Origin of the sequence: Pseudomonas knackmussii B13 (genome assembly GCF_000689415.1) — a bacterium.
GTDB lineage: Bacteria > Pseudomonadota > Gammaproteobacteria > Pseudomonadales > Pseudomonadaceae > Pseudomonas > Pseudomonas knackmussii.
Map to the genome: position 1 here is coordinate 3,848,717 of NZ_HG322950.1, position 24,466 is coordinate 3,873,182.

Below are 24,466 nucleotides of genomic sequence, written 5' to 3' on the forward strand. Positions count from 1 at the left end.
AGCCGCAGTCGGGAAATCTGCATCCCCATGAGTCGCTACCGTCCGCCGCGTACCGCCGGCACCCCGCTGATCACCCCCGAAGGCGAAGCACGCCTGCGCGCCGAACTGCACGAGCTGTGGAACGTGCGCCGGCCCCAGGTGACCCAGGCGGTGAGCGAAGCCGCGGCCCTCGGTGACCGCTCGGAGAACGCCGAGTACATCTACGGCAAGAAGATGCTGCGCGAGATCGACAGCCGGGTGCGCTTCCTGCGCAAGCGCCTGGAAAACCTCAAGGTGGTACGCGAGCGCCCCAGCGATCCGAACAAGGTCTATTTCGGCGCCTGGGTGACCCTCGAGGACGAAGACGGCGAGCAGGCCCGCTACCGCATCGTCGGCCCGGACGAGCTGGACCTGCGCAACAACCAGATCAGCATCGACTCGCCCCTCGCCCGCGCGCTGGTGGGCAAGGAGCTGGACGCCGAAGTCATGGTGCGCTCGCCCTCCGGTGAGAAGCTCTGGTTCGTGATCGAAATCGAGTACCCGGCAGCCTGATCCGCTTCCGCCTACTCACTGGATCCCCGCATTCGCGGGGATGGAGAGAAGGGGACGGCGGATGGCGTCTTCCCCGCGAACGCGGGGACCCAGCAGCGCTTGAAGAAGCGCTCAGAGCGCGGGCGGACGGCGAGTGATCAGGCCCTGGCGAGCGACGCGAGTGAGTTCGTGGACCAGCGATTCCAGCGTATCGGCGCTAGGCGCGTGGGCCACGGCGAAGTCGAAGCTGTCGCTGGGGAAGCGGGCGATTTCCTCGAGGTCGCGGGCAAACTGGATGCGGAAGGTCCGCGACCCTTGCCAACGCTTGGGCCAGCCTTCGAGGTAGCGAACCAGGGTCGGTTGATGGTTGCCACTGAGGAGGATGCGCGGGTTGCGCCGCAGCAGTCCGGTAGTGATGGGTGCCAGGCGCACGTGGGGATGGGCACAGTTCATGGTGTCGAGTCTCCGCCTCTGGGTCCTGCTGGACGCGGCGAGAGGCACACCGAACCAGCGCTTTAGCGGTATTTCGATGCCTCGTACGAGCCATCCGCGCCCCGCAAGTTGCTACTTAAATCGGCGCTGTGCGGCATCCTAGAGAAGCCCCGGCGATACTGTCAAGGCGACCTCCGGACGATGAGATTCCTATCATGAGCACCCCGCCGCTGCGCCTGTTCTTCGCATTGCCCTGCCCCGATGCCGTTCGCGTCCCGCTGTGCGCCTGGCGGGAGAAGCTCGTCATCGACGGCCAACCCGTGGCCGCCGCCAACCTTCACCTAACCCTGGTGTTCCTGGGCGCAGTCCCACGGGCGCGCAAGGCCGAACTACTGGCGCTCGGCGCGAGCATGCCGCGCACACCTTTCGAGCTGCACCTCGACAACCTGTTGCTATGGCGCAACGGCATTCTTCACTTGGCGCCCAGCACGCTACCCGAGGCCTTGCCCAGCCTCGTCCATTCCCTGCGCGAGGCCCTGCAAGCGTGCCAGTTCGAGGTCGAGCATCGGACGTTCCGCGCGCATCTGACGCTGGCACGGCATTGCCGCCGGCTGCCCGATGCGACCGCCGACTTCGCCTGGCCAGCCCGCGAGCTGGTGCTCTACAGCTCGGAGAACGGCCCCCACGGCACTCACTATCACGCCATAGGTCGCTGGCCGCTGGATGGCGAAGAAGTCAGCCGCGCTCCCGCTGCGCCCACGCCGTAGCGAAATCGAGGAAGCGCCGCAGCCCTGTGGTGGGGTACTTGTCGACGTGCAGCGCGCGGAAGAAGGTCCGCCGCAGCGGCCCCAGCGGATTGTCCAGGACGACCAGTTCGCCACGCTGCAACTCGTTCGCCACCACTCGCTGCGACAAGCAGCTGATGCCGACGCCGTTGCCGACCAGATGCTTGATCGCCTCGGCATTACTGACCTCCAGCGGTGCCTGCAGGCTGCCCAGTCGCGGCAGCACCTGCTGCTCGAAAGTCACCCGCGTCCCGGAACCCGCCTCCCGGAGAATCCAGCGCGCCGAAGCCAGTTGCTCGAGACTCACCCGTTTCTCGCCGACTAGTGCATGCCCAGGCGCGGCAACCAGCAACAGTTCATCTTCCACCCAGGGCAACAGCTGCACCTGCGGATGCTGGATCGGCGCTTCGATGAAAGCGACGTCAAGACGAAACTCGCAGAGTGCCGCGAGGATTTCGCAGCTGTTCGCCACCTGCAGTTGCAGGCGACTGTCCGGTAACTCGGCGAGGAAGCCCGACATGAGCTGGGGCAGCAGGTAACCGCCGATGCTACGACTTGCCCCCAGGGCCAACTGGACCGGCGCCTGCTGGAACAGCCCCTCCAGCTCATACCCCTGCGCCAGTAGCGCGCATGCCTTGGGATAAAGGGCGCGGCCGTTGTCGTTGAGCGCGAGGCGCTTGCCGCTGCGGTCGAACAGACGCGTCTGCAGGGTGCGCTCCAGCTCCTGCAGTGCCTGGCTGGCTGCCGATTGCGACAGCGCGATGGCCGACGCGGCCTGGGTCACGTTGCCGTGCTCGGCGATGGCGGTGAAGGTTGCAAGCTGGCGGAGGGTGATACGTGGGCCCATATCGGTAAAACCGTTTGATCCAATAAGAACAATCCGTTTTTACACTAAGAGTCCAGCGCGCACCATGACAACACCTTACACAAGGAGCCTGTCATGCCCGCCCTCTTGCGCCGCCTTCCCTACCTGCTTCCCGGTGCCCTGCTCTGTCTCGCGATCGCCGGCGTCTCGCGCCTGCTGGTCGAGATTCCCGCCCTTGGGCATCTGGGCCTGGGCAGTCTCACCGTGGCCATTCTGCTCGGCCTGCTTCTGGGCAATCTCGGCGCTGCCCGCTTTGGCGGCCTGCGCCCGGGTGTCGAGCTGTCGCGCCAGCAACTGCTGCGCCTGGGCGTGGTGCTCTACGGCCTGCGCCTGACCTTCCAGGACATCGCCGCACTCGGCCCGGCTGCACTGGTGATCGACGTACTGATGGTCGGCAGCACCCTGTGCGCCGCCTGGTGGCTTGGCGTGCGCTGGTTGAAGCTGCCGCGCGAGAGCGCCCTGCTGATCGGCGCGGGTAGTGCGATTTGCGGCGCCGCCGCGGTGATGGCGAGCAGCCCGGTGCTGCGTGCCCGCGCCGAGCATACGGCTGTCGCGGTGGCGACAGTGGTGCTGTTCGGCACCCTGGCGATGCTGCTGCACCCACTGATCTTCGCCCACCTGCCGCACCTGTTCGGCAGCAGCAAGGCCTTCGGCATCTTCACCGGCTCGACCATCCATGAAGTGGCACAGGTGGTCGCTGCAGGCCGCGCCATGGACCCGGCCGCCGCCGATGCCGCACTGATCAGCAAGATGTTGCGGGTTCTGCTGCTGGCACCTGCGCTGCTCTGCCTGGGCCGTTTCGGCGCCAGCGAGGGAGCGCAGGAAGGCAAGCGTCGACTGCATATCCCCGGCTTCGCAGTAGCCTTCCTCGTCGTAACCGGCATTCGTTCGCTGGGCCTGGTGCCGCACAGCTGGCTGGCACCGCTGCAACAACTGGATGATGTGCTGCTGGGCATGGCCATGGCCGCCCTGGGCCTGGCCACCCGCCTCGGCGACCTGCGCCGCGAAGGCCCGAAACCGCTCCTGCTGGGTGCCGGCCTGTTCGTCTTCCTGCTGGTCGGCGGCGGCCTGATCAACAGCGGCGTGCAACACCTGCTGGGCTGAAGCGGCACAAATGAAAAGGGGCGGATGCCATTGGCATCCGCCCCTTTTTCGTTACGGCCTGGCGATCAGCTGGAGAGCTTGCGATCCAGGGAGAACGGGCCCGCGCCGCTGATCAGGATGGCTACGCTGATCATGATCAGAGTGAAGGCGTATTCGAAGCCGTTGGCAGTGATGAAGAAGCCGTTGGCGAAGTGCACGCTGAACACGGCCACCAGCATGGCTACGATCAGCGGCAGGCTGGCCAGGCGCACCAGCAGGCCGAGAACCAGGGCCAGGCCACCGAAGAATTCGGCGCTGCCGGCCAGGGTGGCCATCAGGTAGCCAGGGGTCACGCCGAGGGATTCCAGCCATCCCGCCATCCCTTGCAGGCCAGGGCCACCGAACAGGCCGAAGAGCTTCTGCGAACCGTGGGCCATGAAGGTCAGGCCGGTGGTGATGCGCAGAACGGCCAGGCCGGCGCCAGCATTGGTGGACATAAGGGATTTGAGCAGTGCGTTCATGGCGAATCCTTGTGCAGAGGAAGTGGGTTGAGCAACTGCAGTTGCTTGAGAACCAATATAGCCCATTAATTTGATATAAAAAGCGCAAAATAACGCTTAAATTAATCAAATAAATGGATCACTTCCGCGCCACCTTCTGGCTGGATTCCAGGCCGTCCCGCTCGCGCTGGTACGCCAGGTAGTACTTGTTGATGCTGCTGACGTAGTTCACCACGCCCATGCCGAGCTGGTCGGCGGCCACCCGCTCCACCTGGAAGAACCAGCGGTTAGGGTCCAGACCGCGGCGCCGCGCCTCGGCGCGCAGGCTCTGCACGCGCTCGGCGCCGACGTTGTAGGCGGCGAGGATGAAGGCCAGGCGCTCGCGGTCGTCCATGCGCGGGCTGTTGAAGTAGTCGCGGCGCAGCATGGCCATGTACTTGCTGGCCGCCTGTACGTTGCCCTCCTTGCCCTGGATCGATCCAACGCCGACGCTGCGCGCCGCCGCCGGCGTCACCTGCATCAGGCCGGTAGCGCCAGAGGAGCCGCGGGCATCCGCATTCAGGTTGGATTCCTTGAAGGCCATGGCCGCTAGAGCCAGCCAGTCAAGGCGATACTGCTCGGCGTAGCGCTGCAGGGTCGGGCGCACCGCCTCGAGCTTCTTGCGATCGCCCTTCTCCAGCGGATTGCGCACCTGGTAGGCGTTTCTATAGAGGCGCTGGAAGGTGCCGTCCTGATCCGCAGGGGCGTGATAGTCCTTGAGGAAGCGATCCACGCTGGCGTGCAGCATGGGCGCATCGCGGCGCACGTACCAGGTCATGCTCTGGCGGTTGTCCAGCACCAGGTGGCGATCGACGCGAATGCCGCGGAACACCTTGGCCCAGCGCTCGGCAATCGGCTGCTCGACCACGGTGAACGGATAGATACCGGCCTGGACCATCTCCAGCACGTCTTCCACCGCCAGCGACGGATCGACCCAGTCGATGGACAGCGCCGGCAGATGCCGCTGCGCCAGGCGCTCGTTGACCTGGCGGACGGCATCGCCGGCAGCGCTGCCGGCGGGCAAGGCGATGTGCTTGCCCGCCAGTTGTTCGAGGTGCGCATAGCGCCGGCTGCCCTGGCGCGAAACCAGCACCAGCGGCACGTCCTCGCGCCAGGGCAGGCTGGCGCTGACGTTCTGCCCGTCACGGGCACCCAGCACTTCGCCCGGCGCAATCAGGTCGCCTTCGCCGCGCTGCAACGCGGTCAGCAGCTGGTCCTTGGCCTTGGGCACGATTTTCAAGGTCAGCGGGCGACGGCCGGGGGCGGTGTCGTTGAGGTATTGCTCGAAGGCGCGCAGGCGGTTGTATTCGATGCCGATCGACTGGCCCTTGATCTCGCCGGAGCTGTTGCGGCTCTGGTTGACCAGCACGCGCAGCACGCCGCTGTTGCGGATGTCGGCCAGGTCGCGGCTGTCGCCGGTCTCCTGCGGCCAGTTGTCCGGCTGGCTGGTCAGGCGCGCCGAGGCCTGCTGCGGCAAGGCCGCCAACAGGCATAGCAGAAGCAAGAACAGTCGCGTCATCCAGGTCTCCAGGGGTCGGTCCATCGCCAGCGGCTCACTCAGAGCGCGGCCGCTTCCGCAAGTTCCCGGCCGTGGAAAAAGGGGCGCGAGATTCTCACAGGAAGGCGTGGCTGCCAACCCAAAATTCCCGAAGCACTTTTAGAAGTGCATTTAACTCTCTGTCTTTTAAGGTTTTATTAGGGAAAACACGGGCTCTGCTATGCTGCCGCCCCTAAAGGGAAGGAAAAATGCAACTGATCGACATCGGCGTCAACCTCAATCACCCCAGTTTTGCCAGCCAACGTGAGGCCGTTCTCGAACGCGCCTATGCCGCCGGCGTCTGCCAACTGGTCCTGACCGGCACCAACCTCGACGAGAGCGAAGCGGCACTGCGCCTGTGCCAGGAGCTGGATGAGGGCAATCGCCTGTTCAGCACCGCCGGCGTGCACCCGCACGATGCCAGCCAGTGGAACAGCGCCAGCGCCGCAGCCCTGCGCGGCTTATTAAAGGAAGAGCGCGTGCGCGCGGTGGGTGAATGCGGCCTCGACTTCAACCGGGACTTCTCGCCACGTCCGCAACAGGAAAAAGCCTTCGAGGAGCAACTGGCGCTGGCCGTCGAGCTGCAGCGCCCGGTGTTCATCCATGAGCGCGATGCCGGCGAGCGCCTGCTGGCCATCGTCAAGGAATTCCGCGACCGCCTGCCCGCAGCAGTGGTGCACTGCTTTACCGGCGAACGGCGCACGCTCTACGGCTACCTCGACCTCGACCTGCATATCGGCATCACCGGCTGGATCTGCGACGAGCGCCGCGGCATCCACCTCCAAGAGCTGGTGCGCGAGATTCCCCGCGGCCGCCTGATGCTGGAAAGCGATGCCCCCTACCTGCTGCCACGCACCCTGCGGCCCAAGCCGAAGCACGGCCACAACGAGCCGGCCTTCCTGCCCGAAGTGCTGCGCTGCGTGGCCCAGCACCGTGGCGAAAGCGAAGTCGATCTGGCCGAGCACAGCACCGCCAGCGCCCGCCAGTTCTTTGGTCTGCCGCCGTTGGACGCCTGAGGCGCAATGCCCCTAAAGAATGTCCGGAATGCGCCGCTAACTTCTGAGGCGGGGCAGCCTTGATCCGCATCAAGGCTGCGCCCTTCTCTTCCATGAAGAATGAAGGCCACAAGCCATCATTCCAACGACAAGAAGCATTCCATGGGCGCCTGGATCCGCGATATCTCTCTGAAGTACAAGTTCTGGGCCGTGAACGCGGTCGCCTTCTTCACCACCCTGCTGCTGGTGTTGTTCGCCATGCACCAGGAGTTGGACGCCCGCAATCAGGCGGCGCGCCAAGCCGCCGAGAGCCAGGCGCACCTGCTGCAGAACTGGCCTGCCGGCGCGCCGCTGCCGGGCAGCGATAGCCTCGTTGGCTTCACTGCCGGCAGCGCGCCGCAGGTTTCCGGTCTAGACGGCCAAGCCCTGGCCCATGCCAACGGCTGGGTCGACCTGGGCGGCGCGTCCAGCCGCCTTGGACCGCTCGCCGGTGCCTGGGTGCAGGACCTCGGCAACGGCCAGCGCGTCGCAGTACTGGCCCCTGGCGCTGATCTCTGGACGGTCTTCACCGAACGCGCACCGGCCTATGCCCTGGCAGTGGCGGTGCTGATGCTGGTCCTGCTCGCCGCTTCGCAATTGCTGATCCGCTTCATCCTTACCCACCTGCTGAAGCTGCGCGACGTGATGCTGCATGTCGAACGCAGCGGCGATCTCTCCGCCCGCGTGCCGCTCGACAGCCGTGATGAGGTCGGGCAGATGGCCAACGCCTTCAACGCCATGCAGGCCGGCTACCAGCGCGTGGTCAGCACCGTGGCCCAGGCCGCCAGCCGTCTCGACGAAGGCGCGCGCACCCTCGCCTCGAGCATGGGCCAGGTCCGCCAGGGCATGCTCGGCCAGCAGAGCGAGACGGACCAGGCGGCCACCGCGATCAACGAGATGTCCACCACCGTGCACCACATCGCCCAGCACACTGCCGACACCCGCGACAAATCGCAGGAGGCCGATCGCCTGGCCGGCATCGGCCAGCAGGTGGTCGGCCGCGTCGGCGATTCCATTTCCGGGCTGTCTCAGGGAGTGCAGCAGACCGCCGAGATGATCCAGCAACTGGCCCAGGACAGCCAGAAGATCAGCAGCGTGGTCAGCGTGATTCACGGCATCGCCGAGCAGACCAACCTGCTGGCGCTCAACGCCGCTATCGAAGCGGCCCGCGCGGGCGAGATGGGTCGCGGTTTTGCTGTGGTCGCCGACGAGGTGCGCAACCTGGCCAAGCGCGTGCAGGACTCCACCGACGAGATCACCCAGATGATCAACGCCCTGCAGTCCGGCACCCGCGACGCCGTGGAATTCATGCAGGAAAGTTCGTTCAAGGCCGACGGCTGCGTCGAGCAGGCCCAGGAAGCCGGCGAAGCCCTCGCGGCGATCGCTGGCGCGGTGGCTGCCATGCGCGAGAGCAACACGCAGATCGCCGTCGCCGCCGAACAGCAGAGCCAGGTCGCCGAGGAAATGACCCGCTCGGTGGTGGGCATCCGCGACGTCACCGAGCTGACCGTGAAACAGACGGTGGATTCGGCCGGCACCAGTCACGAACTGGCCGAGCTGGCCGGCGAGTTGAGCCGGGCTATCGGCCAACTGCGCCTTTGACCCAACCGGGGCCCGGCAATGTCCGGGCCCCGTCGTTTCAGGCTATCGCCGCCATAGCCACTGCCCACTCGCCGCCATCCGGCGCCAGGCCTAGACTCCCGGCATCGACCCGATGACTGGAAAAGGAGTCCGCCCATGGGCAAGCGTCAACCCAATCTCTTCACCTGGCAGTGGCAGGGCTACGCCAACTATCACCGCAACGGCACCAACCTGGCGCTGCATCTGGTGGCGATTCCGCTGTTCATAGTCGCCGCGCTGGTCCTGCTCGACGGCCTGCTGAGCCTGAGCCTGGGCAGCATCCTGCTCGGGGTGATTGGCATGGTCGCCTCGCTGGCCATCCAGGGCCGCGGGCACAAGCTGGAAGAGCAGGCTCCGGAGCCCTTCATCGACCGCCAGGACGCCATCGGCCGGCTGCTCGCCGAACAGTTCGTCACCTTCCCGCGCTTCGTCCTCAGCGGTGCCTGGTGGCGTGCCTGGCGCAATCGCCGGCGCTGAGCCGCCTCAGCCGAAGATGGTCGCGGTCTGCCGGGAGATGGCGATCAGCTGGCCGTCCGTGCTCCAGCACTGCGCGGCTATGTGGCCATAGCCGTCGCTTGCGTGCTCGATGGTCGCCAGGTAGCGGCACCAGCCGTTGGCCGGCATTGCCGGTTGCGGCTGGACGAACTCGATGGTCCAGGTCAGCGAGCTGGACGGCGCCGGTGTCTGCAGGTGCGGCAGGGTCGCCGGCGGCCAGGCATCGATCAGCGCCAATAGGTGCGAGACCTCCATCGGCTCCTCCCCTACCCCGCTGCCACGGAAACGCATCCAGCCGCCCATCTCGCGTTCGCGGCTGGACGAGAACGGCATGTGCCCCACCGCCCAGCGCATGGCGATGTGCTGGGTGAAAGCCGGCATGATCTTGCGGATGTAGGGCAGTTCCTGGCAGTCATCCACCGCCTTGAAGGCCGGTGCCGGCAGCGCGCCCATTTGCACGGAAGACTCGCGCGGCAGACCGAAGCTGGCCTGGGCCAGGGTCACCACCTGGCCATTCTGCACGCCGCGGCAGAACACCTGGCTCACCGCCTTGCCTTCGCGCAGTACCTCGGCCTCGAAGCTCACCGGCACCTCCGGCTCCACCGGCCCGACGAAGGTGAGCGCCAGCGAGCGCAACGGACGCCCCGGCTCGGTCACCGCTTGCAGCGCCTCGTAGGCCATGGCGGCAACCAGGCCGCCGAAGCTGGCGCGGCCCTGCCCCCAGAGCGCGGGAATGACCACTTCGCGCGGCGAGGTGCGCACGGCCTGGATGAGTTCGGGAAAGGTCATGGCGCCTCCTGCTGAAATATTCCGGAGGCCGATCTTAGGCGAGTGCGGGGGCGCATGAGCAACCAACCATAGGGCTGATCGGACAATCAATCGGGCGACGAATGTCAGGGCATAGGCGGCGACGCCATGGGTATCGCTCAAGCCGCCGACACTGTAGGAGCGGACCTTGTCCGCGAATCGCGGGCATGGCCCGCTCCTACAGGGGCGTTGGTGTGGGGATTTTCGCGGATGAGATCCGCTCCTACGCGGAACCCGTCAAACCTTGCGCAGCGCCTTCTGCAGCACTTCCAGCGCCTCGTCGGCGTCCCGCTCGGCGAGGTCGTGGCGGGCGTTCCAGTGTGGCTGCAGAGGCATCAAGTCGAGTTCGCGCTCGCTGCGGATCAGCCACTGCTCGTAGTCGTGCCAGACACCCAGGGCATCCTGGGCCGTCTTTAGCGGCCCGAGTACCTGCCGGGGCAATGGCGACTCCTTGGGATAGGCCTCCAGCGCATAGCGCACCCGCTTGATCAGCAGGCGCAGGCGATGGCGGTCGTGCGCCGGGTCATCCAGTGCCTTGAGCAGCACGCGCCATTGCTTGCGCAGGCGCTTGCTGACCTTGGCATGCAGTCCGTCGAGCACGCCGTGGCGGTCGGCGGTGCGCCAGAGCATCGGCCAGCCGTCGAGCAGGCGCAGCAGGCGCTCCCATTGCGGGCTGGCGAGCAGCGCGACATAGCCCGTGGTGAGCGCCGGACGGCGCAGGTCGGCGGCATGCTCCAGGCCCTCGGCGGTCAGCACCGGCAGCAACACTTCGAGATCGCGCAGCGGCCCGCTGAGGCGACCGACCTCGCCCAACGAAGCCTCTACCTCGTCGATGCCCGGCATGCCCTGCAACGGATGCAACAGGCTGCGCAGGCGGCGCACGGCGATGCGCAGGTCGTGCAGCGCCTCGCTGTCGACAGCCGCGCGCAAGCGTTCGGAGGCGCTGAACAGGGCGACCTCCTGCTCGATGACATGACTGATCAGGTAATCACTGAAGGAGGACACGGCAGACTCCCGGCGGCTCGGTTTAATGAGGGTAGGCGACGGCACGGCAAGCGCCACCCCGGCGCTGCCCGCTCAGCGCCAGCGGAACCAAGGCAGGCTGCGCCGCAGGCGGGCCAGGCGCGAGCGCAGCTCGCCGGGGGCGGAGGCCGCGTTTCCGTAGCGCTGGCGTTCGAAGGCATCGACGAAGGCACCGATGTCCGCTGCCTGTGTCGGCAACTGGCGCATCGCTCGCTCGGCGAAAGCGCGCGGCCCTTCCCCTGCGATTCGCTGCAGCCCCTGCGTGGCCAGTAGTTGCTCGAAGCGGGCGAACTGTCGCAGGTGCGGGTCACGTGCATGGCGCCAGGGTTTGAACAGCCAGAGCGCGAGCAGCGCCAGCAGAACGCCGCAGCCGCCGACCAGGGCGATGCCGATCCACACCGTGTCGAGCGTGCCGAACCAGCGCTGGAGCATCCGCGACTGCTGCTCGCCCTGGTAGCCCAGCACCCAGCGCTGCCAGTCGTAATTGAGGTTGTCCCAGCTCAGGCGCAGCTGGTTGAGCAGGCCGAAACCGCGGTAGCGCACCAGGGAGAATGGGGAGTCGGAGAGGAAGCTGCCCTCCTCCGCCATAGCGTCCTGCAAACCGCGTTCGATACGCGAAGGCGCGACCTGGAAGGTCGGATCGACGGTGCGCCAGCCCTTGCCGGCCTGCCAGTACTCGACCCAGGCGTGGGCGTCGAACTGATGCACCAGCAGGTAGTCGCCGCCCGGATTCAGTTCGCCGCCCTGGTAGCCGGTCACCACCCGCGCGGGGATGCCGGCTGCGCGCAGCACGAAGGTCATGGCGCCGGCGTAGTGCTCGCAGAAGCCGCGGCGGGTATCGAAGAGGAAGCCGTCGATGCGCTGCTCACCGGTCGCAGGCGGCCGCAGGGTGTATGCGTAGGGCTGGTCGTGGAAGTGCCGCAGGACAGCCTGCACCAGTTGCTCCGGCTGCGGGTAGCGATCGCGTAGCTCCTGCACCCAGGCGCGCGTGCGGGGGTTGCCGCGCGCCGGCAGTTGCAAGTCGCGACGCAGGCTCGTGGCGCTGCTGTTCGGCTCGCGCAGGGCCTGCGGCCAGGAGACCACGCGGTACATCAGGACTTCCTGCACCGGGCCCTTGCGCTCCAGGCGGAAGTCGCTCATCAGCCGCGCATCACCGGGCCCGTCGCCGATCACGTCGAGGCCGAACAGCCAGGACCGGGCGCTGGGTTGCATGATCACCTGGTAATTCAACGACGGGCCTTGGCGGGTCCATTGCGGCGGGGCATCGGACTGCGCGCGCCAGCTCTGGGTCCAGCGCTCGCCGTCGAAACTCTCCAGGGTCAGGGCGCGCCAGTAGAGCTGGTCCTGCGGCGGTGGCGGGCCATCGAACTTGACGCGGAACGCCAGGTCGGCCGACTGGCTGAGCTCGACGAAGTCCCCCGGCGCCATCGAGTCGCTGAGCCCGGTGCTGGCCCGCGCGCCCGGCAGCGGCAGCGACCACAGCGGCCCCATGCGCGGGAACAGCAGAAACAGCAACAGCATCAACGGAATGGCCTGGGCGAGCAGCCCGGCGGCCAATCTGAGCGTCCGCCAGGGACCTTCGGCGAAGCTGCTCTGTTGCAGGCCGATCAGCGCCGCCAACAGCGCTGTCACCGGCAGCAGGCTGAACAACGCCGCCACCATGCTGGCGTCGAACAGGTAGCTGGTGGCCACGGCGAAGAAGCCAAGCAGGATCATCACCAGTGCATCACGGCGGGTCTTGAGCTCCACCAGCTTGATGACGAAAGCGGCGATCAGCAGCACCACGCCAGCATCCAGGCCGATCAGCGAGCCGCGCGACAGCCAGACCCCAGCCGCCGCAGCCACGACCAGCGCCATCTTGGCGATGCCGTTGGGATAGTTCGCACGCATCCGGTAGACCTGCACGCGCCAGGCCGCGCAGCCCAGCCAGAAGCCCACCACCCACATCGGCAGATGCTGCAGGTGCGGCAGTATCACCAGCGCCTGCGCCACCAGCAGCCAGGTCAGGGCGATGCGCGGCAGCGGCTGGCGATTCATTCGCCGCTCCCGAACAGCGCCAGCTCGCGCAGGCAGGCGCCGCGATGGGCATCGCCGCTGGCCACCGGCAGCAGCACGCCGGGCAGGCGCAGGCCGAACGGCTGGCCGCGCATGGACAGCTGCAGAACCCAGTGACAGAGGCAGGACAGGCGCGTCTCGACGTCACCGCCGAGCAGGTTGAAGTCGAGCCACAGGTTGCGCCCGGTCAGCGCGGAGAAGTCCTTCACCAGCAATCCCTGGCCGCGCGAATAGGCCTTCCAGTGCAGGCGCCGGCGCGAGTCGCCAGGCTGGTAGGGGCGCAGTCCCTGGAAGTCGTCGACGCCGCGGCCGCTGGCGCGCAACCCTTCCTCCTCATCCTCCGAGCGACCGCCCTCCAGCGGCAGGTCGGCCGGCAGCGGGCGTGGATAGACCAGGCCGGCCTGGGCCAGGTCGAGCCAGCTCCAGGCCACCAGCAGGCCGAGCGGAAAGCGGCTTTCCACCCGCAAGCGCCCCGGCCGTAGCCAACCTCGCCGTTCGGCCGGCAGCGCCAGGACCAGCTCTTCGGCGCCGTTGCCACGGACATCGGCATACATCAGCTCGGTCTCCGACCAGCCGATGCCGATGGCCCGCCGCGAGCGCCCCTCGCCTTCCAGTCGCACGCGGAAGCAGACCTGCTCGCCGACGAACACCGGCATCGCCCCGAGGGCGGTCAGGCGCAGTCCGCCGAGGTTCCGGTAGGTGTGCAGGATCGCGACTATGAATAGCGACAGCAGCAGGAAAGTCAGGCCATAGGCCAGGCTGTTCTGGTAGTTGATCGCGGTGAGCAGCAGGAGCACCAGAGCGATGCCGAAGGCCACGCCCTGGCCAGATGGAATGATGAAGATGCGCCGCTGGTTGAGCTGCAGCGAGGGCGACGGTGGAATGCGCCGGGCGATCCAGCTTTGCCACAGGGGACGGACCTTCACCAGCATCGCGCGCGAACCTCCGTCAAAGCGCCGGGACTTCGCGCTGCAGCCATTGCACCAGGGCGCCGCCGCCGTGTCCGGACGGGTCGGCCTGGTCGCGCAGGCGATGCCCGGCCACCGACGGCAGCACGGCCTGTACGTCCTCGGGAATCGCGTAATCTCGACCGGCGAGCAGTGCCCAGGCGCGTGCCGCTGCAAGCAGCGCCAGGCTGCCCCGCGGCGACAGGCCGAGGGCGAAAGCCGGCTGGCTGCGGGTGGCTTCGGCGAGCCGCAGCACATATTCGACCAGCGCATCGCTGACATGCACGCGCGGTACTTCAGCCTGCAGCGCAGCCAGCTCCTGCGGGGTGAGGATCGGCTTCCAGGCGCGGCAGCAGATCGCGCCGCGCCTCGCCCAGCAGCAGTGCCTTCTCCGCGGCGCGGCCGGGATAGCCCAGCGACAGGCGCATGAGGAAGCGGTCGAGCTGCGACTCCGGCAGGGCGAAGGTGCCGCCCTGGGTGACCGGGTTCTGCGTGGCGATGACGAAGAACGGCTCGGGCAGCGGACGGGTCGCGCCCTCGATGGTCACCTGGCCTTCTTCCATCGCCTCCAGCAGCGCGCTCTGCGCCTTGGGCGTAGCGCGGTTGATCTCGTCGGCCAGCACCAGCTCGGCGAAGATCGGCCCGGGGTGGAAGACGAACTGCCCGCTGTCCTTGTCGAACACCGAGGTGCCGAGCACGTCGCCGGGCAACAGGTCGGAAGTGAACTGGATGCGCTGGAAGCTCAGCCCGAGCACCCGCGCGAGCGCGTGGCACAGGGTGGTCTTGCCCATGCCGGGCAGGTCCTCGATGAGCAGGTGACCACGCGCCAGCAGGCAGGTCAGCGCCAGGCGCACCTGCACTTCCTTGCCCAGCAGGATGCCATCGACGGCGTTCAGGCACTTCTCCAGCTTGCTGCGCATCCTCACCTCTCTTGCCCGGGGTAAAACACCGATCCTACCGGCCCGACCGCTCGTGCGGCAGGGGCGACGCGAGAAACTGTGAACGGCCGCCTCAACTGGCCAGCAGACGCTCGACCAGCCAGCGCGCCGCCGGCCCCAACGGGCGATGCCGCGACCAGACCACATCGACCGCCACGCTGCGCGGCCAACCCGGCACCTGCAACTGCTGCAGGCGGCCGCGGGCGAAGCGCTGGTCCATCCAGGTCGGCAGCTCCACCCAGCCGAAACCGAGCACCGCCATGTCGAGCAGCAGCAGGTAGGTCGGCGCCGACCAGAAGCGTCCGCCCAGCGGCGGCGCGGCATCGTCGATGAAGGTGTTCAGGCGCAGGTTGCGCCAGGCCAGCAGGTCGCTGCGCTCGACCTTCTCCAGTTGCGCAAGCGGGTGCTCGCGGCTGACGAAGAGGCCGAACTCGGCGCACTCGCCCAGGGTGGCCGAGCCGATGTCCGGCGGATAGTTGGGCTGCGCGGCGAGCAGCCCGAGCACCGCGCGGCCCTGGCCGACCAGGTCGATGACGTCGCCATGCTCGGCGATCAACCACTCGAATTCCATGTCGGGGAAGTGCCGGTCGATCTCCGCCAGGCGCTTCTCGAAGGGCTCGGACTGGTAGGTATCGGACATCGCCAGGGTCAGGCGCGGCTCAAGGCCCGCGGACAGTTGCCCGGCCAGCTGGCCGAGGCGGTCATTGGCCATCAGCACTTCCTCGACGCGCCCGAGCAGCGCCTTGCCGGCTTCGGTCAGCTTCGGCTGGCGCGCCGAGCGGTCGAACAGCTCCAGGCCGAGGTCGATTTCCAGGCGCGCGATGGCTTCGCTGACCGTTGACTGGCTCTTGCCCAGTTTACGTGCGGCCGCGCTGAAGGAACCGAGGCAGGCGGCCTCGGCAAATGCCTGGAGGGATTCGGGGGAGTATTGCATCTGGCGCCTCATCCATCGGTTTTACCGATGCTAGCCAACTTCGAAGTCACCCTTCAACCGATGAGAATAGCCGCCATTCGGCCCACTTGGGCCCACTGCCCGGAGAACACCCATGAGTCCGCAAAAGACCCTGAAGGAACGGTTGTTCCATGCCTTGCTCTTCGAATTCATCGCCCTCGCCATCTGCGCGCCGACCCTCGCCTGGATCATGGACCAGCCGCTGGCGCACATGGGTGTGCTGACGCTGATGTTCTCGCTGGTCGCCACCCTCTGGAACATGGTCTACAACGCGCTGTTCGACCGCGTGCAACGCCGCCTGGCCTTCGTCCGCACGCTGCCAGTGCGCATCCTCCACGCGTCGCTGTTCGAGGCTGGGCTGGTGGTCATGCTGGTGCCGCTGGCGGCCTGGTGGCTGAACGTCGGCCTGCTGGAAGCCTTCATCCTCGATATCGGCCTGCTGCTGTTCTTCCTGCCCTACACCGTGGTCTTCAACTGGGTGTACGACACACTGCGCGGACGCTGGATCGAGCGGCCGCGCGAAGCACTGGCCCGCTGAGCCGGAGCCCCCTGTAGGAGCGAGCTTGCTCGCGAACCTGCTCCGCAGCGGGGCCATTCGCGAGCAAGCTCGCTCCTACGAAAAGCCACGCAAAGAAAAAGGCGGAGCAGGTCACCCTGCTCCGCCTTTTTTCGTTCCCGGGGCGATCAGCCCAGGGACGCGACGATCGAGGTCAGCGCAGCGGCCGGGTCGGCGGCCTGGCTGATCGGGCGGCCGATCACCAGGTAGTCGGAGCCGGCGTCCAGCGCCTGGCGCGGGGTGAGGATGCGGCGCTGGTCGTCCTGGGCGCTGCCGGCCGGGCGGATGCCGGGGGTGACGAGCTGCAGGGCCTGGTGCGCGGCTTTCAGCGCCGGCGCTTCCTGGGCCGAGCAGACCAGGCCGTCGAGGCCGGCCTTCTCCGCCAGGGCAGCCAGGCGCAGCACCTGCTCCTGCGGCTCGACGTCCAGGCCGATGCCGGCCAGGTCCTCGCGCTCCATGCTGGTCAGCACGGTCACGCCGATCAGCAGCGGCTTGGCGCCGTTCAGGCCGTCCAGGGTCTCGCGGCAGGCCGCCATCATGCGCAGGCCACCGGAGCAGTGCACGTTGACCATCCACACGCCCATCTCGGCGGCGGCCTTCACGGCCATCGCGGTAGTGTTGGGGATGTCATGGAATTTCAGGTCGAGGAACACCTCGAAGCCCTTGGCCGCCAGGGTCTCGACGATCGCCGGGCCGCAACGGGTGAAGAGTTCCTTGCCGACCTTGACCCGGCACAGTTTCGGGTCGAGCTGTTCGGCCAGCGCCAGGGCGGCCTCGCGGGTGGGGAAATCCAGGGCGACGATGATCGGGGACTGGCAGGCGGACATGGGTTCTCTCGCGGGGGGAATCGAAAAACGCCGCGCATTGTCGCAGAAAGCGCGCCCGCCGGCAGCTTCCGGCGACGCCCTGCCCGCCTCAGCCGCCGAACAGCCAGGTGTGCAGCAGGCGCCCCGGCATCAGCGCGAAGCTGCCGGCGATCAGCAGCCCGCCGACGTACAGGCCGATCATGTTGCCGCGATGGGTGCGGATATCGCCGCAACGCGCCGCCAGCCAGGCGGCCGGCACGCTGTAGAGGGTGACCAGGCTGAACAGATGAATGAAGCCGAAGTGCCCCAGCACCTGCGGCCCGACATGCGCCGGCATGGCCAGGGTGATCAGCCCGGTGGCCAGCATCAGCAGCAGGTAGCAGCGCCCCAGCGCCTTGTGCAGTGGCGTGCCCTTGCGCCGCACGAGCAAGTAGGTGCCCAGCGCGAAGGCCGGCAACACGGTGGCGAGATGGGCATAGGCCAGACCCAGGTAGCTCATGGCAGCTCCAGGTGAACGGAAGCCCCAGAGCATGGCCCGGTGCCGGCCGGGCCGCTAGGGTCAGACCGTCAGGCGTTCGCGCAGGCGGCCGAGCATGCCCAGCAGGCTGCCGACCTTCTCCCGCTCGCGTTCCTCGCGCGGCGTTTCGGCCAGGCGCGCCACCCGCTGCTGCGGTTGCGCGCGCCAGAGCAGAGCCTGCTCGGCGGCGGCCTTAAGGCCCTTCTCGAACAGCCCGCGGCGGATCGGCTTGGGCAGGTAGCGGAAGATCTGCGCCTGGTTGATCAGCGCCAGCAGGTCCTGGGTGTCGCGGAACGGCGTGACCACCAGGCTGAGCAGGCGCGGATGGGCCTGGGCGAGGGACTTGAGCAGCGGCGCGGTATCTTCCCCGGCCAGTTTCAGGTCGCTGACCAGCAGGTCGATCGACTCGCTGTTCAGGCAGGCGATGGCTTCCGCGAGCGTCCGCGCGCGGTGCAGGCGATGGCCGCTGGCAGCGCAGAAGTCGCCGACGCACGCCAGAGTGTCGGCGTCCTCGTCCAGCAGCAGCACGTTCAGCGGCGCCGCCGCCCGGCTGATGGCCTGCAGGTCGGTCACCACCGCGCCCTGGCGGCCGGCGATTTCCGCCGCCTGGCGCAGGGTGAAGGCCATTTCCTGCGGGTCCCAGGGCTTGGTCAGGTAGCGGAAGATGCCGCCGCTGTTCAGCGCTTCCACCGCGGCATCCAGGTCAGAATAGCCGGTGAGCAGGATGCGCAGGGTGTCCGGGGCGATCTCGCGGGCCTGGGCCAGCAGTTCGGACCCGGTCATCTGCGGCATGCGCTGGTCGCTGACGATGATCTGCACCGACTCGCTGCGCAGGCGCTCCAGGGCGCGGCGCGGGTCGCTCTCGGTGAGCACTTCGTAGTGCCGGCGGAATTGCATGGCCAGGCTGCGCAGGATGCGCTCCTCGTCGTCGACGAAGAGGATGCGGGTCAGGCCGGAGGGACGGGCCTGGCCGGTCTGCAGCTGGGCCTTGAGCGGCTGGATCATGTCAGGCACTCCGTTTCAGGTCGCGGGCCTGCGCACGTGGCAGGCGGATGAGGAAGCGGGTGCCGCGTCCGGGTTCGGACGCGACGCGAATGCTGCCGCCATGGTCCTGGACGATCTTGTAGCTGATCGACAGGCCCAGGCCGGTGCCCTGCCCCGGCGGCTTGGTGGTGAAGAAGGGGTCGAAGATGCGCTGCATGACCTCGGCGGGCATGCCCTTGCCGTTGTCCTGCACCGAGACGTACACCGAGTCGTCGTCGGCCCAGGTCTTCACGTGGATGTGGCCGAAGCGCTCCATCGCCTGGGCAGCGTTGGTGAACAGGTTGAGCAGCACCTGGTTGATCTGCGAGGGCGCGCAGGCGATGCGCGGCAGCTCGCCGAGCTGGCGGACGATCTCGGCCTTGTCCTTGATGCTGTTGCGGGCGATCAGCAGCGCGCTCTTCACGCACTCGTTGAGATCGACCTCCTCGCTCATGGCGCGGTCCAGGCGGGCGAAGTCCTTCAACCCGCCAACCAGCTCGCCGATCTGTTCGAGGCCGTAGGTGGTGTCGCCGAACAGCTGGTCGAGATCGCCCAGCAGCTCCTCCAGCGGCGCTTCGCGGCGGGCCGTTTCGGCAGCCTGCAGGGCCTGGACCAGCCGCGCTTCGTCGCAGGCCGCATCGTTCAGGCAGTCGACCAGCTGGCTCTGCGACTCGGCCACCTGCAGCAGTGGCAGGATCTGCTCGCGGACCAGTTCGAGGTTGTTGCGCACATAGCCCAGCGGGGTGTTCAGCTCGTGGGCGACGCCGGCGACCATCTGCCCGAGCGAAGCCATCTTCTCCGACTGCACCAGCTGCGCCTGGGATTCCTTGAGGTCGACCAGCGCCTTGCGCAGCACACGGTTGCGCTGGGCGATGCGCGATTCCATGGCCTTCAGCAGGTCGAGCACGGTACCCAGGCCGAGGTAGGCGCCATTGCCGTCGACCAGGATGAAGTCCTCGGTGATCGGGTACTGCAGGCGCGCGGTGATCTCCTGCGCCGCCTCCTCCAGGCTGGACGCCATGCTCACCTGCAGCGGCGCCGCGTTCATCGCATCGCGGATCGGCCGGCGGCCCCAGAGGTCGCGGCCGAAACGCTGCATGAAGATGTCCTGCAGCCTGTAGCGGCTGATCAGGCCGAGCGGCCGGCCCTCGGCGTCGACCACCGGCAGCGAGAGGAAGGCGCGGTGCTCGGCGGTGAGCAGGCGGTCGGCGACGTCGCTGACGCTCATCTCCGGGCGCAACGGCTCGACTTCACGCAACAGGGCGTGCAGGGCGCTGGTGGTCATCGAGGGGGTCCCCTGATTCAAATGCCCGCCAGTGAAGCAGCGCCAGATTGCCAGCATGTGACAGCCGTCGCGGCCAACCCAACTTTCATCGACACGTCATCGCTGCGTAACAATCACCCCGACGCGACGTCTAGCGTTTGAAGAGGAGACCGCTACGGGAGCCGACGCGATGCCGATCCTGCTCGCCAGCCTGGCGCTGGCCTCGCTCATGGGGTTCGCCATCCAGCGTGGCGGCACCTGCCTGGTCGCCGCCGTCGAGGAAGCCGTGCTGCTGCGCCGCTGGACCCGCTTCGCGGCGCTGCTGGAAGCGACGCTGTGGGTCATGGCTGGGATGATCGCCCTGCGCGTCCTCGGCCTGCTGCCGCGCGTGCCCATGGGCTTCGACCTGCACTGGGGCGCAGCGACCGGCGGCATGTTGCTGGGCCTGGGTGCGCTGCTCAACGGCGGCTGCGTGCTCGGCACCATCGCCCGGCTCGGCTCCGGGCAGTGGGCCTGGCTGGGCACGCCGCTGGGCTTCCTCGGCGGTTGCCTGCTCGCCCGGCATTTGGGCGCTTCGGCGGTGGACATGCCAATGGCCCTGCCAACCTGGCTGCAGGACCTGCCGGCCGCCCTGCCGGCGCTGATCCTGCTGCCGCTCGCGCTGCGCGGCGCCTGGATTCTCCGCGACGCCCGGCGCCGCAGCGCCACGCCCTGGTCGGCGCACCTGGCGACACTGGTCATCGCGCTGTGCTTCCTCGGCCTGTTCTGCACGGTCGGTCCCTGGAGCTACACCGACGTGCTCGGCGAACTGGCCGACGGCCGCTTCATGCACCTGGGCATTCGCGGCCTGCTGCTCCCCGCGCTGTTCGGCGGCGCCCTGCTCGGTGGCTGGCTCTCCGGCAACTGGCGGCATCGCTGGCCGCGCGCTTTGGACCTGGCGCGCTGCCTGGCCGGCGGCGCACTCATGGGGGCCGGCGCCAGCCTGGTGCCCGGCGGCAACGACAGCCTGATCCTGTTCGGCATGCCGCTGCTCTGGCCGAACGCCTGGCTGGCCTTCGCCAGCATGTGCCTGAGCATCGCGCTGGCGCTTGGCCTGGTCGTCCTGCTGCGCCGCTCCTGAACGAACCAGGCTTGTGCCGCCGCTGCCCCGACATGAGGCGAAACGGCAGAGAAAAACCAGGTACTCGGCGAAGAACGCCGGCAAATCGTCGAGAAAACGACAGCAACCCGCACTTTGCGACCTGCCTGCCCATGCTGGCACGACGACTGCACGACGCTTGCCGTCGTGTCGTTGACCCTTCAGGGAGAACCCGCATGAGCACGCAACTCAAACCCACCCTAGGCACCCTGCACCTGTGGGGCATCGCCGTCGGCCTGGTGATCTCCGGCGAATACTTCGGCTGGAGCTACGGCTGGGGCGTGGCCGGCACCCTCGGTTTCCTGGTCACCACGCTGCTGGTGGCGACCATGTACACCTGCTTCATCTTTAGCTTCACCGAGCTGACCACCGCCATTCCCCACGCCGGCGGGCCCTTCGCCTACAGCCGCCGCGCCTTCGGCGAGAGAGGCGGGCTGGTGGCCGGGCTGGCCACGCTGATCGAGTTCGTCTTTGCCCCGCCGGCCATCGCCATGGCCATCGGCGCCTACCTCAACGTGCAGTTCCCGGCGCTCGACCCGCGCCACGCGGCGCTGGGCGCCTATGTGGTGTTCATGACGCTGAATATCCTCGGCGTGAGCATCGCCGCGACTTTCGAACTGGTGGTGACCGTGCTCGCGGTGATCGAGCTGCTGGTGTTCATGGGCGTGGTCGCCCCGGGCTTCAGCTTCAGCAACTTCGTGCTCAACGGCTGGGCCGGCTCCCAGGGCTTCAGCGGCGAGGCGGTCGGCGGGATCTTCGCGGCCATTCCCTTCGCCATCTGGTTCTTCCTCGCCATCGAGGGCGCGGCCATGGCCGCCGAGGAAGCCAAGGACCCGAAGAAGACCATTCCCAAGGCCTACGTCAGCGGCATCCTGACCCTGGTGGTACTGGCCATCGGCGTGATGCTGTTCGCTGGCGGCGCCGGTGACTGGAAAGCGCTCTCCGGGATCAACGACCCGCTGCCGCAAGCGATGAAGATGGTGGTGGGCGAGAACTCCGGCTGGCTGCACATGCTGGTGTGGATCGGCCTGTTCGGCCTGGTCGCCAGCTTCCATGGCATCATCCTCGGCTACTCGCGGCAGTTCTTCGCCCTCGCCCGCGCCGGCTACCTGCCGCGCGGCCTGGCCAAGCTGTCGCGCTTCCAGACCCCGCACCGGGCGATCATCGCCGGCGGCGTGATCGGCATCGCCGCCATCTACAGCGACAGCCTGATCAACCTGCAGGGCATGAGCCTGACCGCGGCGATGATCACCATGAGCGTGTTCGGCGCCATCGTCATGTACATCATGAGCATGCTCAGCCTGTTCAAGCTGCGCCGCAGCGAGCCGGAGCTTGAACGCAGCTTCCGCGCCCCGGGCTTCCCGCTGGTGCCGGGGATCGCGCTGGTCCTGGCGACGCTCTGCCTGGTCGCCATGGTCTGGAACAACCTGACCATCGCCGCGATCTTCGCCGCCTTCATGGCCGTGGGCTTCATCTACTTCCAGCTGACCGCCGCACACCGCGCCAGCGCCCCCGCCGACGCCATGCTCACCGGCGCCTGAGCCCCTCCCCCGGCCCCGCCGCCGAGGCGGGGCCGCCTCTGCAAGACAAGCCCGGCTGCGGGCGTTATGGTGAAGGCCTGTCCCGATAGGAGAACACCATGCCCTGGTATGCCTGGTTGATCATGATCCTCGCCCTTGGCTCCATCCTCGGTGGCCTGCTGCTGCTGCGCGACAGCGCCCGCAAGCTGCCGCTGACCGAGGAACAGCTCAAGCGCATTCACGAGCGCAACGCCCAAATGGATGCCCAGGACGCCCGCGACGACAAGCGCTGAGCCCGTTCTGGCGGCGACCGTCCGGTCACCGCCAACTTTTCCTTCGTTTTCAAGCACTTTTTCTTACGTCATTTCTGCCATTTGGCTGCGACAGTGGTGGCTCCTGGCCGGTGAATCCGCCTAGACTCCCGCCACTGGATGGAGGAAATGATGCTTAGGAAGCTCCTACCGCTGTTGCCAGGCGTGCTCCTGCTCAGCGGCTTTGCCCTCGGATTCGTCCACACCCTGGGTCTTTTCATTGGCGTGCTCTATATCGCCTGGACGCTCTTCGCTGAACGCCACCTGCCCTGGCCGGTGTGGTGGACGGTCAGCCTGCTGGCGAGCTTCGCCCTCGCCGCCCATCTGCTGCCTGGCAGCGAATCCTGGACGCTATGGCCCTCGCGCCAGCTCAGCAGCGATGCGCCGGCCTACGCCCTGCGCCTGTCCTGGGACAAGGCTCTGGTCGGGGCGACCCTGCTGGTCTGGTGGCTGCGTCGACCGCCGCCGACCAGCAGGTCGATGGACTACGCCAGCATCGCAGTGATTTGCACGCTGTTCGCCGTGCCACTGCTGGCGATCGCCAGCGGCCTGGTGGTGTGGAAGCCGAAATGGCCGGAAGGCCTGTGGATCTGGATGCTGATGAACCTGACGGTCATCTCGCTGACCGAGGAATGCATCTTCCGCGGCTTGCTGCAGACCGTCCTGGTGCAGCGCTTCGGGGCTTTGGTCGGCATCCTGGTGGCCAGCGTGCTCTTCGGCCTGGCGCACCTGCCTTTCAGCGGCAAGTTCGCACTGGTCGCCGGCATCGCCGGCCTGGGCTACGGGCTGGCCCTGCACTTCAGCGGACGCATGTCGATGGCGGTGCTGCTGCACGCCGCGGTGAACAGCGTGCACCTGCTGCTGCTCAGCTATCCGCTGCACCTGGGCCTGGAGTGAGGCTCAGGCCTCCTTGATCACCAGCAGCAATGCCTGTTCGGCGAGTTGCTCCAGGGTCACGCTGCCTTCCGGGCGGAACCAGGTGATGGTCCAGGAGAGGGCGCCGGTGAGGAAGCGCCGCAGGATGAAGGGGTCGGCCGAGCTGTAGCCGGCCACCCGCGCCTCGCCGAGGACCTGCAGCCACATGTCCTCGTAGATGTCGCGCAGGCCGAGGATGTAGGTCTGGCCTTCCGGCGACAATGAGCGCCACTCGTACACCAGCACCGCCATGGCCTCGCCGGTGCCGCCCATGATCGATTGCAGCTCGCAGCGGATCAGCGCCAGCAGGCGCTCGCGCACACCCTCGGCATCGGCCAGCGCGGCTCGCATCAGCGCGGTATTGAAGAGGATGGTTTCCTCCATCACCGAGCGCAGGATCTCATCCTTGCTCTTGAAGTGATGGAAGATGCTGCCGGACTGGATGCCCACGGCGCCGGCCAGGTCGCGCACCGTGGTCCGCTCGTAGCCCTTGCTGCGGAACAGGTGGGCAGCGGTCTGCAGCAGCTTGCCGCGGGCGCTTTCCGGATCGGTGATCTGCCCGGTCGCCACCAGTTCCAGCATCACTTCGCGGGCCTTTTGCTCATCCACGCTCTGCTCTCCCCTCATCCGCCCACCGGGCGCCAGTGTTCACGACGATTCCGCAATCGCCACGCAAGTGCTTGTGCATACAGGTGAAATGTATGCTCGCCGAGCCAACCGAGCAAGCGCTTGGCCATTACTTGGTTGGGTGTTCTGGCCGAATCGGCACTTTTCAACCAAGCGCTTGCTTGGTA

Annotated in this window: 25 protein-coding genes and 1 pseudogene; 11 read left to right on the forward strand and 15 right to left on the reverse strand. The window is 67.4% G+C overall.

Going from position 1 to position 24,466, the window contains the following annotated elements; translation table 11 throughout:
• Nucleotides 1–27: 27 nt before the first annotated feature.
• Nucleotides 28–531, forward strand: coding sequence for a transcription elongation factor GreB (gene greB / locus PKB_RS18125; RefSeq protein WP_043253392.1), 504 nt, complete (start codon nt 28–30; stop codon nt 529–531).
• A 111-nt stretch (nt 532–642) separates the two neighbouring features.
• Here greB and PKB_RS18130 read toward each other — a convergent pair whose 3' ends face one another.
• Nucleotides 643–963, reverse strand: a complete 321-nt coding sequence (locus PKB_RS18130; protein ID WP_043253393.1) for a hypothetical protein — start codon at nt 961–963, stop codon at nt 643–645.
• 194 nt (nt 964–1,157) lie between these two features.
• Here PKB_RS18130 and thpR point away from each other — a divergent pair, with 194 nt between their 5' ends.
• Nucleotides 1,158–1,709 (forward strand): RNA 2',3'-cyclic phosphodiesterase, encoded by a 552-nt coding sequence (gene thpR / locus PKB_RS18135; RefSeq protein WP_043253394.1) that lies wholly within the window; start codon nt 1,158–1,160, stop codon nt 1,707–1,709.
• On the opposite strand, the gene PKB_RS18140 is transcribed toward thpR, so the two are convergent.
• A complete protein-coding gene (locus PKB_RS18140; protein ID WP_043253395.1) occupies nt 1,678–2,574 on the reverse strand; it encodes a LysR family transcriptional regulator in 897 nt (298 codons plus the stop codon). The genes thpR and PKB_RS18140 overlap by 32 nt on opposite strands.
• Nucleotides 2,575–2,667: 93 nt before the next feature.
• On the opposite strand from PKB_RS18140, the gene PKB_RS18145 reads away from it, so the two are divergent.
• The gene (locus tag PKB_RS18145) at nt 2,668–3,696 is read left to right on the forward strand and encodes a YeiH family protein (protein ID WP_043253396.1); all 1,029 of its coding nucleotides are present in this window, start codon (nt 2,668–2,670) and stop codon (nt 3,694–3,696) included.
• A 65-nt stretch (nt 3,697–3,761) separates the two neighbouring features.
• On the opposite strand, the gene PKB_RS18150 is transcribed toward PKB_RS18145, so the two are convergent.
• Both PKB_RS18150 and PKB_RS18155 read right to left on the reverse strand, forming a co-directional pair.
• Nucleotides 3,762–4,196 (reverse strand): DoxX family protein, encoded by a 435-nt coding sequence (locus tag PKB_RS18150; RefSeq protein WP_043253397.1) that lies wholly within the window; start codon nt 4,194–4,196, stop codon nt 3,762–3,764.
• Between the two features lie 118 nt (nt 4,197–4,314).
• Entirely contained in the window at nt 4,315–5,733 is a 1,419-nt protein-coding gene (locus PKB_RS18155; RefSeq protein ID WP_043253398.1) for an MltF family protein, read from the reverse strand.
• Between the two features lie 227 nt (nt 5,734–5,960).
• Here PKB_RS18155 and PKB_RS18160 point away from each other — a divergent pair, with 227 nt between their 5' ends.
• The 3 genes from PKB_RS18160 (at nt 5,961) to PKB_RS18170 (ending at nt 8,882) form a co-directional block, all read left to right on the forward strand.
• Nucleotides 5,961–6,767, forward strand: coding sequence for a TatD family hydrolase (locus PKB_RS18160; protein ID WP_043253399.1), 807 nt, complete (start codon nt 5,961–5,963; stop codon nt 6,765–6,767).
• 141 nt (nt 6,768–6,908) lie between these two features.
• Nucleotides 6,909–8,387, forward strand: a complete 1,479-nt coding sequence (locus PKB_RS18165; protein ID WP_043253400.1) for a methyl-accepting chemotaxis protein — start codon at nt 6,909–6,911, stop codon at nt 8,385–8,387.
• A gap of 135 nt (nt 8,388–8,522) precedes the next feature.
• The gene (locus tag PKB_RS18170) at nt 8,523–8,882 is read left to right on the forward strand and encodes an Mpo1-like protein (protein ID WP_043253401.1); all 360 of its coding nucleotides are present in this window, start codon (nt 8,523–8,525) and stop codon (nt 8,880–8,882) included.
• Nucleotides 8,883–8,888: 6 nt separating this feature from the next.
• Here PKB_RS18170 and PKB_RS18175 read toward each other — a convergent pair whose 3' ends face one another.
• From PKB_RS18175 to PKB_RS18200, 6 genes and pseudogenes are all read right to left on the reverse strand, one after another.
• Nucleotides 8,889–9,689 (reverse strand): acyl-CoA thioesterase, encoded by an 801-nt coding sequence (locus tag PKB_RS18175; protein WP_043253402.1) that lies wholly within the window; start codon nt 9,687–9,689, stop codon nt 8,889–8,891.
• Nucleotides 9,690–9,944: 255 nt separating this feature from the next.
• Nucleotides 9,945–10,712 (reverse strand): CHAD domain-containing protein, encoded by a 768-nt coding sequence (locus PKB_RS18180; protein ID WP_043253403.1) that lies wholly within the window; start codon nt 10,710–10,712, stop codon nt 9,945–9,947.
• Between the two features lie 72 nt (nt 10,713–10,784).
• Nucleotides 10,785–12,767 (reverse strand): transglutaminase TgpA family protein, encoded by a 1,983-nt coding sequence (locus tag PKB_RS18185; RefSeq protein ID WP_043253404.1) that lies wholly within the window; start codon nt 12,765–12,767, stop codon nt 10,785–10,787.
• On the reverse strand, nt 12,764–13,717 hold the full coding sequence (locus tag PKB_RS18190; protein ID WP_043253405.1) for a DUF58 domain-containing protein: 954 nt from the start codon (nt 13,715–13,717) through the stop codon (nt 12,764–12,766). The genes PKB_RS18185 and PKB_RS18190 overlap by 4 nt, the downstream gene beginning before the upstream one ends.
• A 16-nt stretch (nt 13,718–13,733) precedes the next feature.
• Nucleotides 13,734–14,652 (reverse strand): annotated as a pseudogene (locus PKB_RS18195) (AAA family ATPase).
• Nucleotides 14,653–14,743: 91 nt separating this feature from the next.
• Entirely contained in the window at nt 14,744–15,604 is an 861-nt protein-coding gene (locus PKB_RS18200) for a LysR family transcriptional regulator (RefSeq protein WP_043253406.1), read from the reverse strand.
• A gap of 112 nt (nt 15,605–15,716) precedes the next feature.
• On the opposite strand from PKB_RS18200, the gene PKB_RS18205 reads away from it, so the two are divergent.
• Nucleotides 15,717–16,160, forward strand: coding sequence for a multidrug/biocide efflux PACE transporter (locus tag PKB_RS18205; protein ID WP_043253407.1), 444 nt, complete (start codon nt 15,717–15,719; stop codon nt 16,158–16,160).
• 146 nt (nt 16,161–16,306) lie between these two features.
• Here the strand turns inward: PKB_RS18205 and pyrF are convergent, their stop codons facing one another.
• The 4 genes from pyrF to PKB_RS18225 all read right to left on the reverse strand — a co-directional run bounded on the left by pyrF (nt 16,307) and on the right by PKB_RS18225 (nt 19,809).
• Complete coding sequence (pyrF, locus tag PKB_RS18210) at nt 16,307–17,005, reverse strand: orotidine-5'-phosphate decarboxylase (RefSeq protein ID WP_043253408.1); 699 nt, start codon at nt 17,003–17,005, stop codon at nt 16,307–16,309.
• An 88-nt stretch (nt 17,006–17,093) separates the two neighbouring features.
• On the reverse strand, nt 17,094–17,483 hold the full coding sequence (locus PKB_RS18215) for a DUF2306 domain-containing protein (RefSeq protein ID WP_043253409.1): 390 nt from the start codon (nt 17,481–17,483) through the stop codon (nt 17,094–17,096).
• A gap of 60 nt (nt 17,484–17,543) precedes the next feature.
• Nucleotides 17,544–18,506, reverse strand: a complete 963-nt coding sequence (locus tag PKB_RS18220) for a response regulator (protein WP_052355318.1) — start codon at nt 18,504–18,506, stop codon at nt 17,544–17,546.
• 1 nt (nt 18,507) lies between these two features.
• Nucleotides 18,508–19,809: a sensor histidine kinase gene (locus PKB_RS18225; RefSeq protein ID WP_043253410.1), complete on the reverse strand. Its 1,302-nt coding sequence runs from the start codon at nt 19,807–19,809 to the stop codon at nt 18,508–18,510.
• 169 nt (nt 19,810–19,978) lie between these two features.
• Between PKB_RS18225 and PKB_RS18230 the strand changes: the two genes are divergently transcribed.
• The 4 genes from PKB_RS18230 (at nt 19,979) to PKB_RS18240 (ending at nt 23,654) form a co-directional block, all read left to right on the forward strand.
• The gene (locus tag PKB_RS18230; protein WP_043253411.1) at nt 19,979–20,908 is read left to right on the forward strand and encodes a YeeE/YedE thiosulfate transporter family protein; all 930 of its coding nucleotides are present in this window, start codon (nt 19,979–19,981) and stop codon (nt 20,906–20,908) included.
• Nucleotides 20,909–21,102: 194 nt separating this feature from the next.
• Nucleotides 21,103–22,467, forward strand: a complete 1,365-nt coding sequence (eat, locus tag PKB_RS18235) for an ethanolamine permease (protein ID WP_043253412.1) — start codon at nt 21,103–21,105, stop codon at nt 22,465–22,467.
• A gap of 98 nt (nt 22,468–22,565) precedes the next feature.
• Nucleotides 22,566–22,739, forward strand: coding sequence for a DUF2897 family protein (locus PKB_RS29230; protein ID WP_084166670.1), 174 nt, complete (start codon nt 22,566–22,568; stop codon nt 22,737–22,739).
• 150 nt (nt 22,740–22,889) lie between these two features.
• Nucleotides 22,890–23,654, forward strand: a complete 765-nt coding sequence (locus PKB_RS18240; protein ID WP_043257479.1) for a CPBP family intramembrane glutamic endopeptidase — start codon at nt 22,890–22,892, stop codon at nt 23,652–23,654.
• 3 nt (nt 23,655–23,657) lie between these two features.
• On the opposite strand, the gene PKB_RS18245 is transcribed toward PKB_RS18240, so the two are convergent.
• Nucleotides 23,658–24,281 carry a TetR/AcrR family transcriptional regulator gene (locus PKB_RS18245; RefSeq protein WP_197539230.1) on the reverse strand — a complete coding sequence of 208 codons (624 nt, stop codon included), beginning with the start codon at nt 24,279–24,281 and terminating at the stop codon, nt 23,658–23,660.
• Between the last annotated feature and the right edge of the window lie 185 nt (nt 24,282–24,466).

What these genes read in the sequence shown, in the direction of transcription:
- PKB_RS18165 (WP_043253400.1), top strand. Translation starts at nt 6,909, where the DNA reads ATGGGCGCCTGGATCCGCGATATCTCTCTGAAGTACAAGTTCTGGGCC.
- eat (WP_043253412.1), top strand. Translation starts at nt 21,103, where the DNA reads ATGAGCACGCAACTCAAACCCACCCTAGGCACCCTGCACCTGTGGGGC.
- PKB_RS18175 (WP_043253402.1), bottom strand. Translation starts at nt 9,689, where the DNA reads ATGACCTTTCCCGAACTCATCCAGGCCGTGCGCACCTCGCCGCGCGAA.
- PKB_RS18185 (WP_043253404.1), bottom strand. Translation starts at nt 12,767, where the DNA reads ATGAATCGCCAGCCGCTGCCGCGCATCGCCCTGACCTGGCTGCTGGTG.
- PKB_RS18215 (WP_043253409.1), bottom strand. Translation starts at nt 17,483, where the DNA reads ATGAGCTACCTGGGTCTGGCCTATGCCCATCTCGCCACCGTGTTGCCG.
- PKB_RS18240 (WP_043257479.1), top strand. Translation starts at nt 22,890, where the DNA reads ATGCTTAGGAAGCTCCTACCGCTGTTGCCAGGCGTGCTCCTGCTCAGC.
- PKB_RS18225 (WP_043253410.1), bottom strand. Translation starts at nt 19,809, where the DNA reads ATGACCACCAGCGCCCTGCACGCCCTGTTGCGTGAAGTCGAGCCGTTG.
- greB (WP_043253392.1), top strand. Translation starts at nt 28, where the DNA reads ATGAGTCGCTACCGTCCGCCGCGTACCGCCGGCACCCCGCTGATCACC.
- PKB_RS18170 (WP_043253401.1), top strand. Translation starts at nt 8,523, where the DNA reads ATGGGCAAGCGTCAACCCAATCTCTTCACCTGGCAGTGGCAGGGCTAC.
- PKB_RS18130 (WP_043253393.1), bottom strand. Translation starts at nt 963, where the DNA reads ATGAACTGTGCCCATCCCCACGTGCGCCTGGCACCCATCACTACCGGA.
- PKB_RS18230 (WP_043253411.1), top strand. Translation starts at nt 19,979, where the DNA reads ATGCCGATCCTGCTCGCCAGCCTGGCGCTGGCCTCGCTCATGGGGTTC.
- PKB_RS18190 (WP_043253405.1), bottom strand. Translation starts at nt 13,717, where the DNA reads ATGCTGGTGAAGGTCCGTCCCCTGTGGCAAAGCTGGATCGCCCGGCGC.
- PKB_RS18145 (WP_043253396.1), top strand. Translation starts at nt 2,668, where the DNA reads ATGCCCGCCCTCTTGCGCCGCCTTCCCTACCTGCTTCCCGGTGCCCTG.
- PKB_RS18200 (WP_043253406.1), bottom strand. Translation starts at nt 15,604, where the DNA reads ATGCAATACTCCCCCGAATCCCTCCAGGCATTTGCCGAGGCCGCCTGC.
- thpR (WP_043253394.1), top strand. Translation starts at nt 1,158, where the DNA reads ATGAGCACCCCGCCGCTGCGCCTGTTCTTCGCATTGCCCTGCCCCGAT.
- PKB_RS29230 (WP_084166670.1), top strand. Translation starts at nt 22,566, where the DNA reads ATGCCCTGGTATGCCTGGTTGATCATGATCCTCGCCCTTGGCTCCATC.
- PKB_RS18160 (WP_043253399.1), top strand. Translation starts at nt 5,961, where the DNA reads ATGCAACTGATCGACATCGGCGTCAACCTCAATCACCCCAGTTTTGCC.
- PKB_RS18150 (WP_043253397.1), bottom strand. Translation starts at nt 4,196, where the DNA reads ATGAACGCACTGCTCAAATCCCTTATGTCCACCAATGCTGGCGCCGGC.
- PKB_RS18205 (WP_043253407.1), top strand. Translation starts at nt 15,717, where the DNA reads ATGAGTCCGCAAAAGACCCTGAAGGAACGGTTGTTCCATGCCTTGCTC.
- PKB_RS18140 (WP_043253395.1), bottom strand. Translation starts at nt 2,574, where the DNA reads ATGGGCCCACGTATCACCCTCCGCCAGCTTGCAACCTTCACCGCCATC.
- PKB_RS18220 (WP_052355318.1), bottom strand. Translation starts at nt 18,506, where the DNA reads ATGATCCAGCCGCTCAAGGCCCAGCTGCAGACCGGCCAGGCCCGTCCC.
- PKB_RS18155 (WP_043253398.1), bottom strand. Translation starts at nt 5,733, where the DNA reads ATGACGCGACTGTTCTTGCTTCTGCTATGCCTGTTGGCGGCCTTGCCG.
- pyrF (WP_043253408.1), bottom strand. Translation starts at nt 17,005, where the DNA reads ATGTCCGCCTGCCAGTCCCCGATCATCGTCGCCCTGGATTTCCCCACC.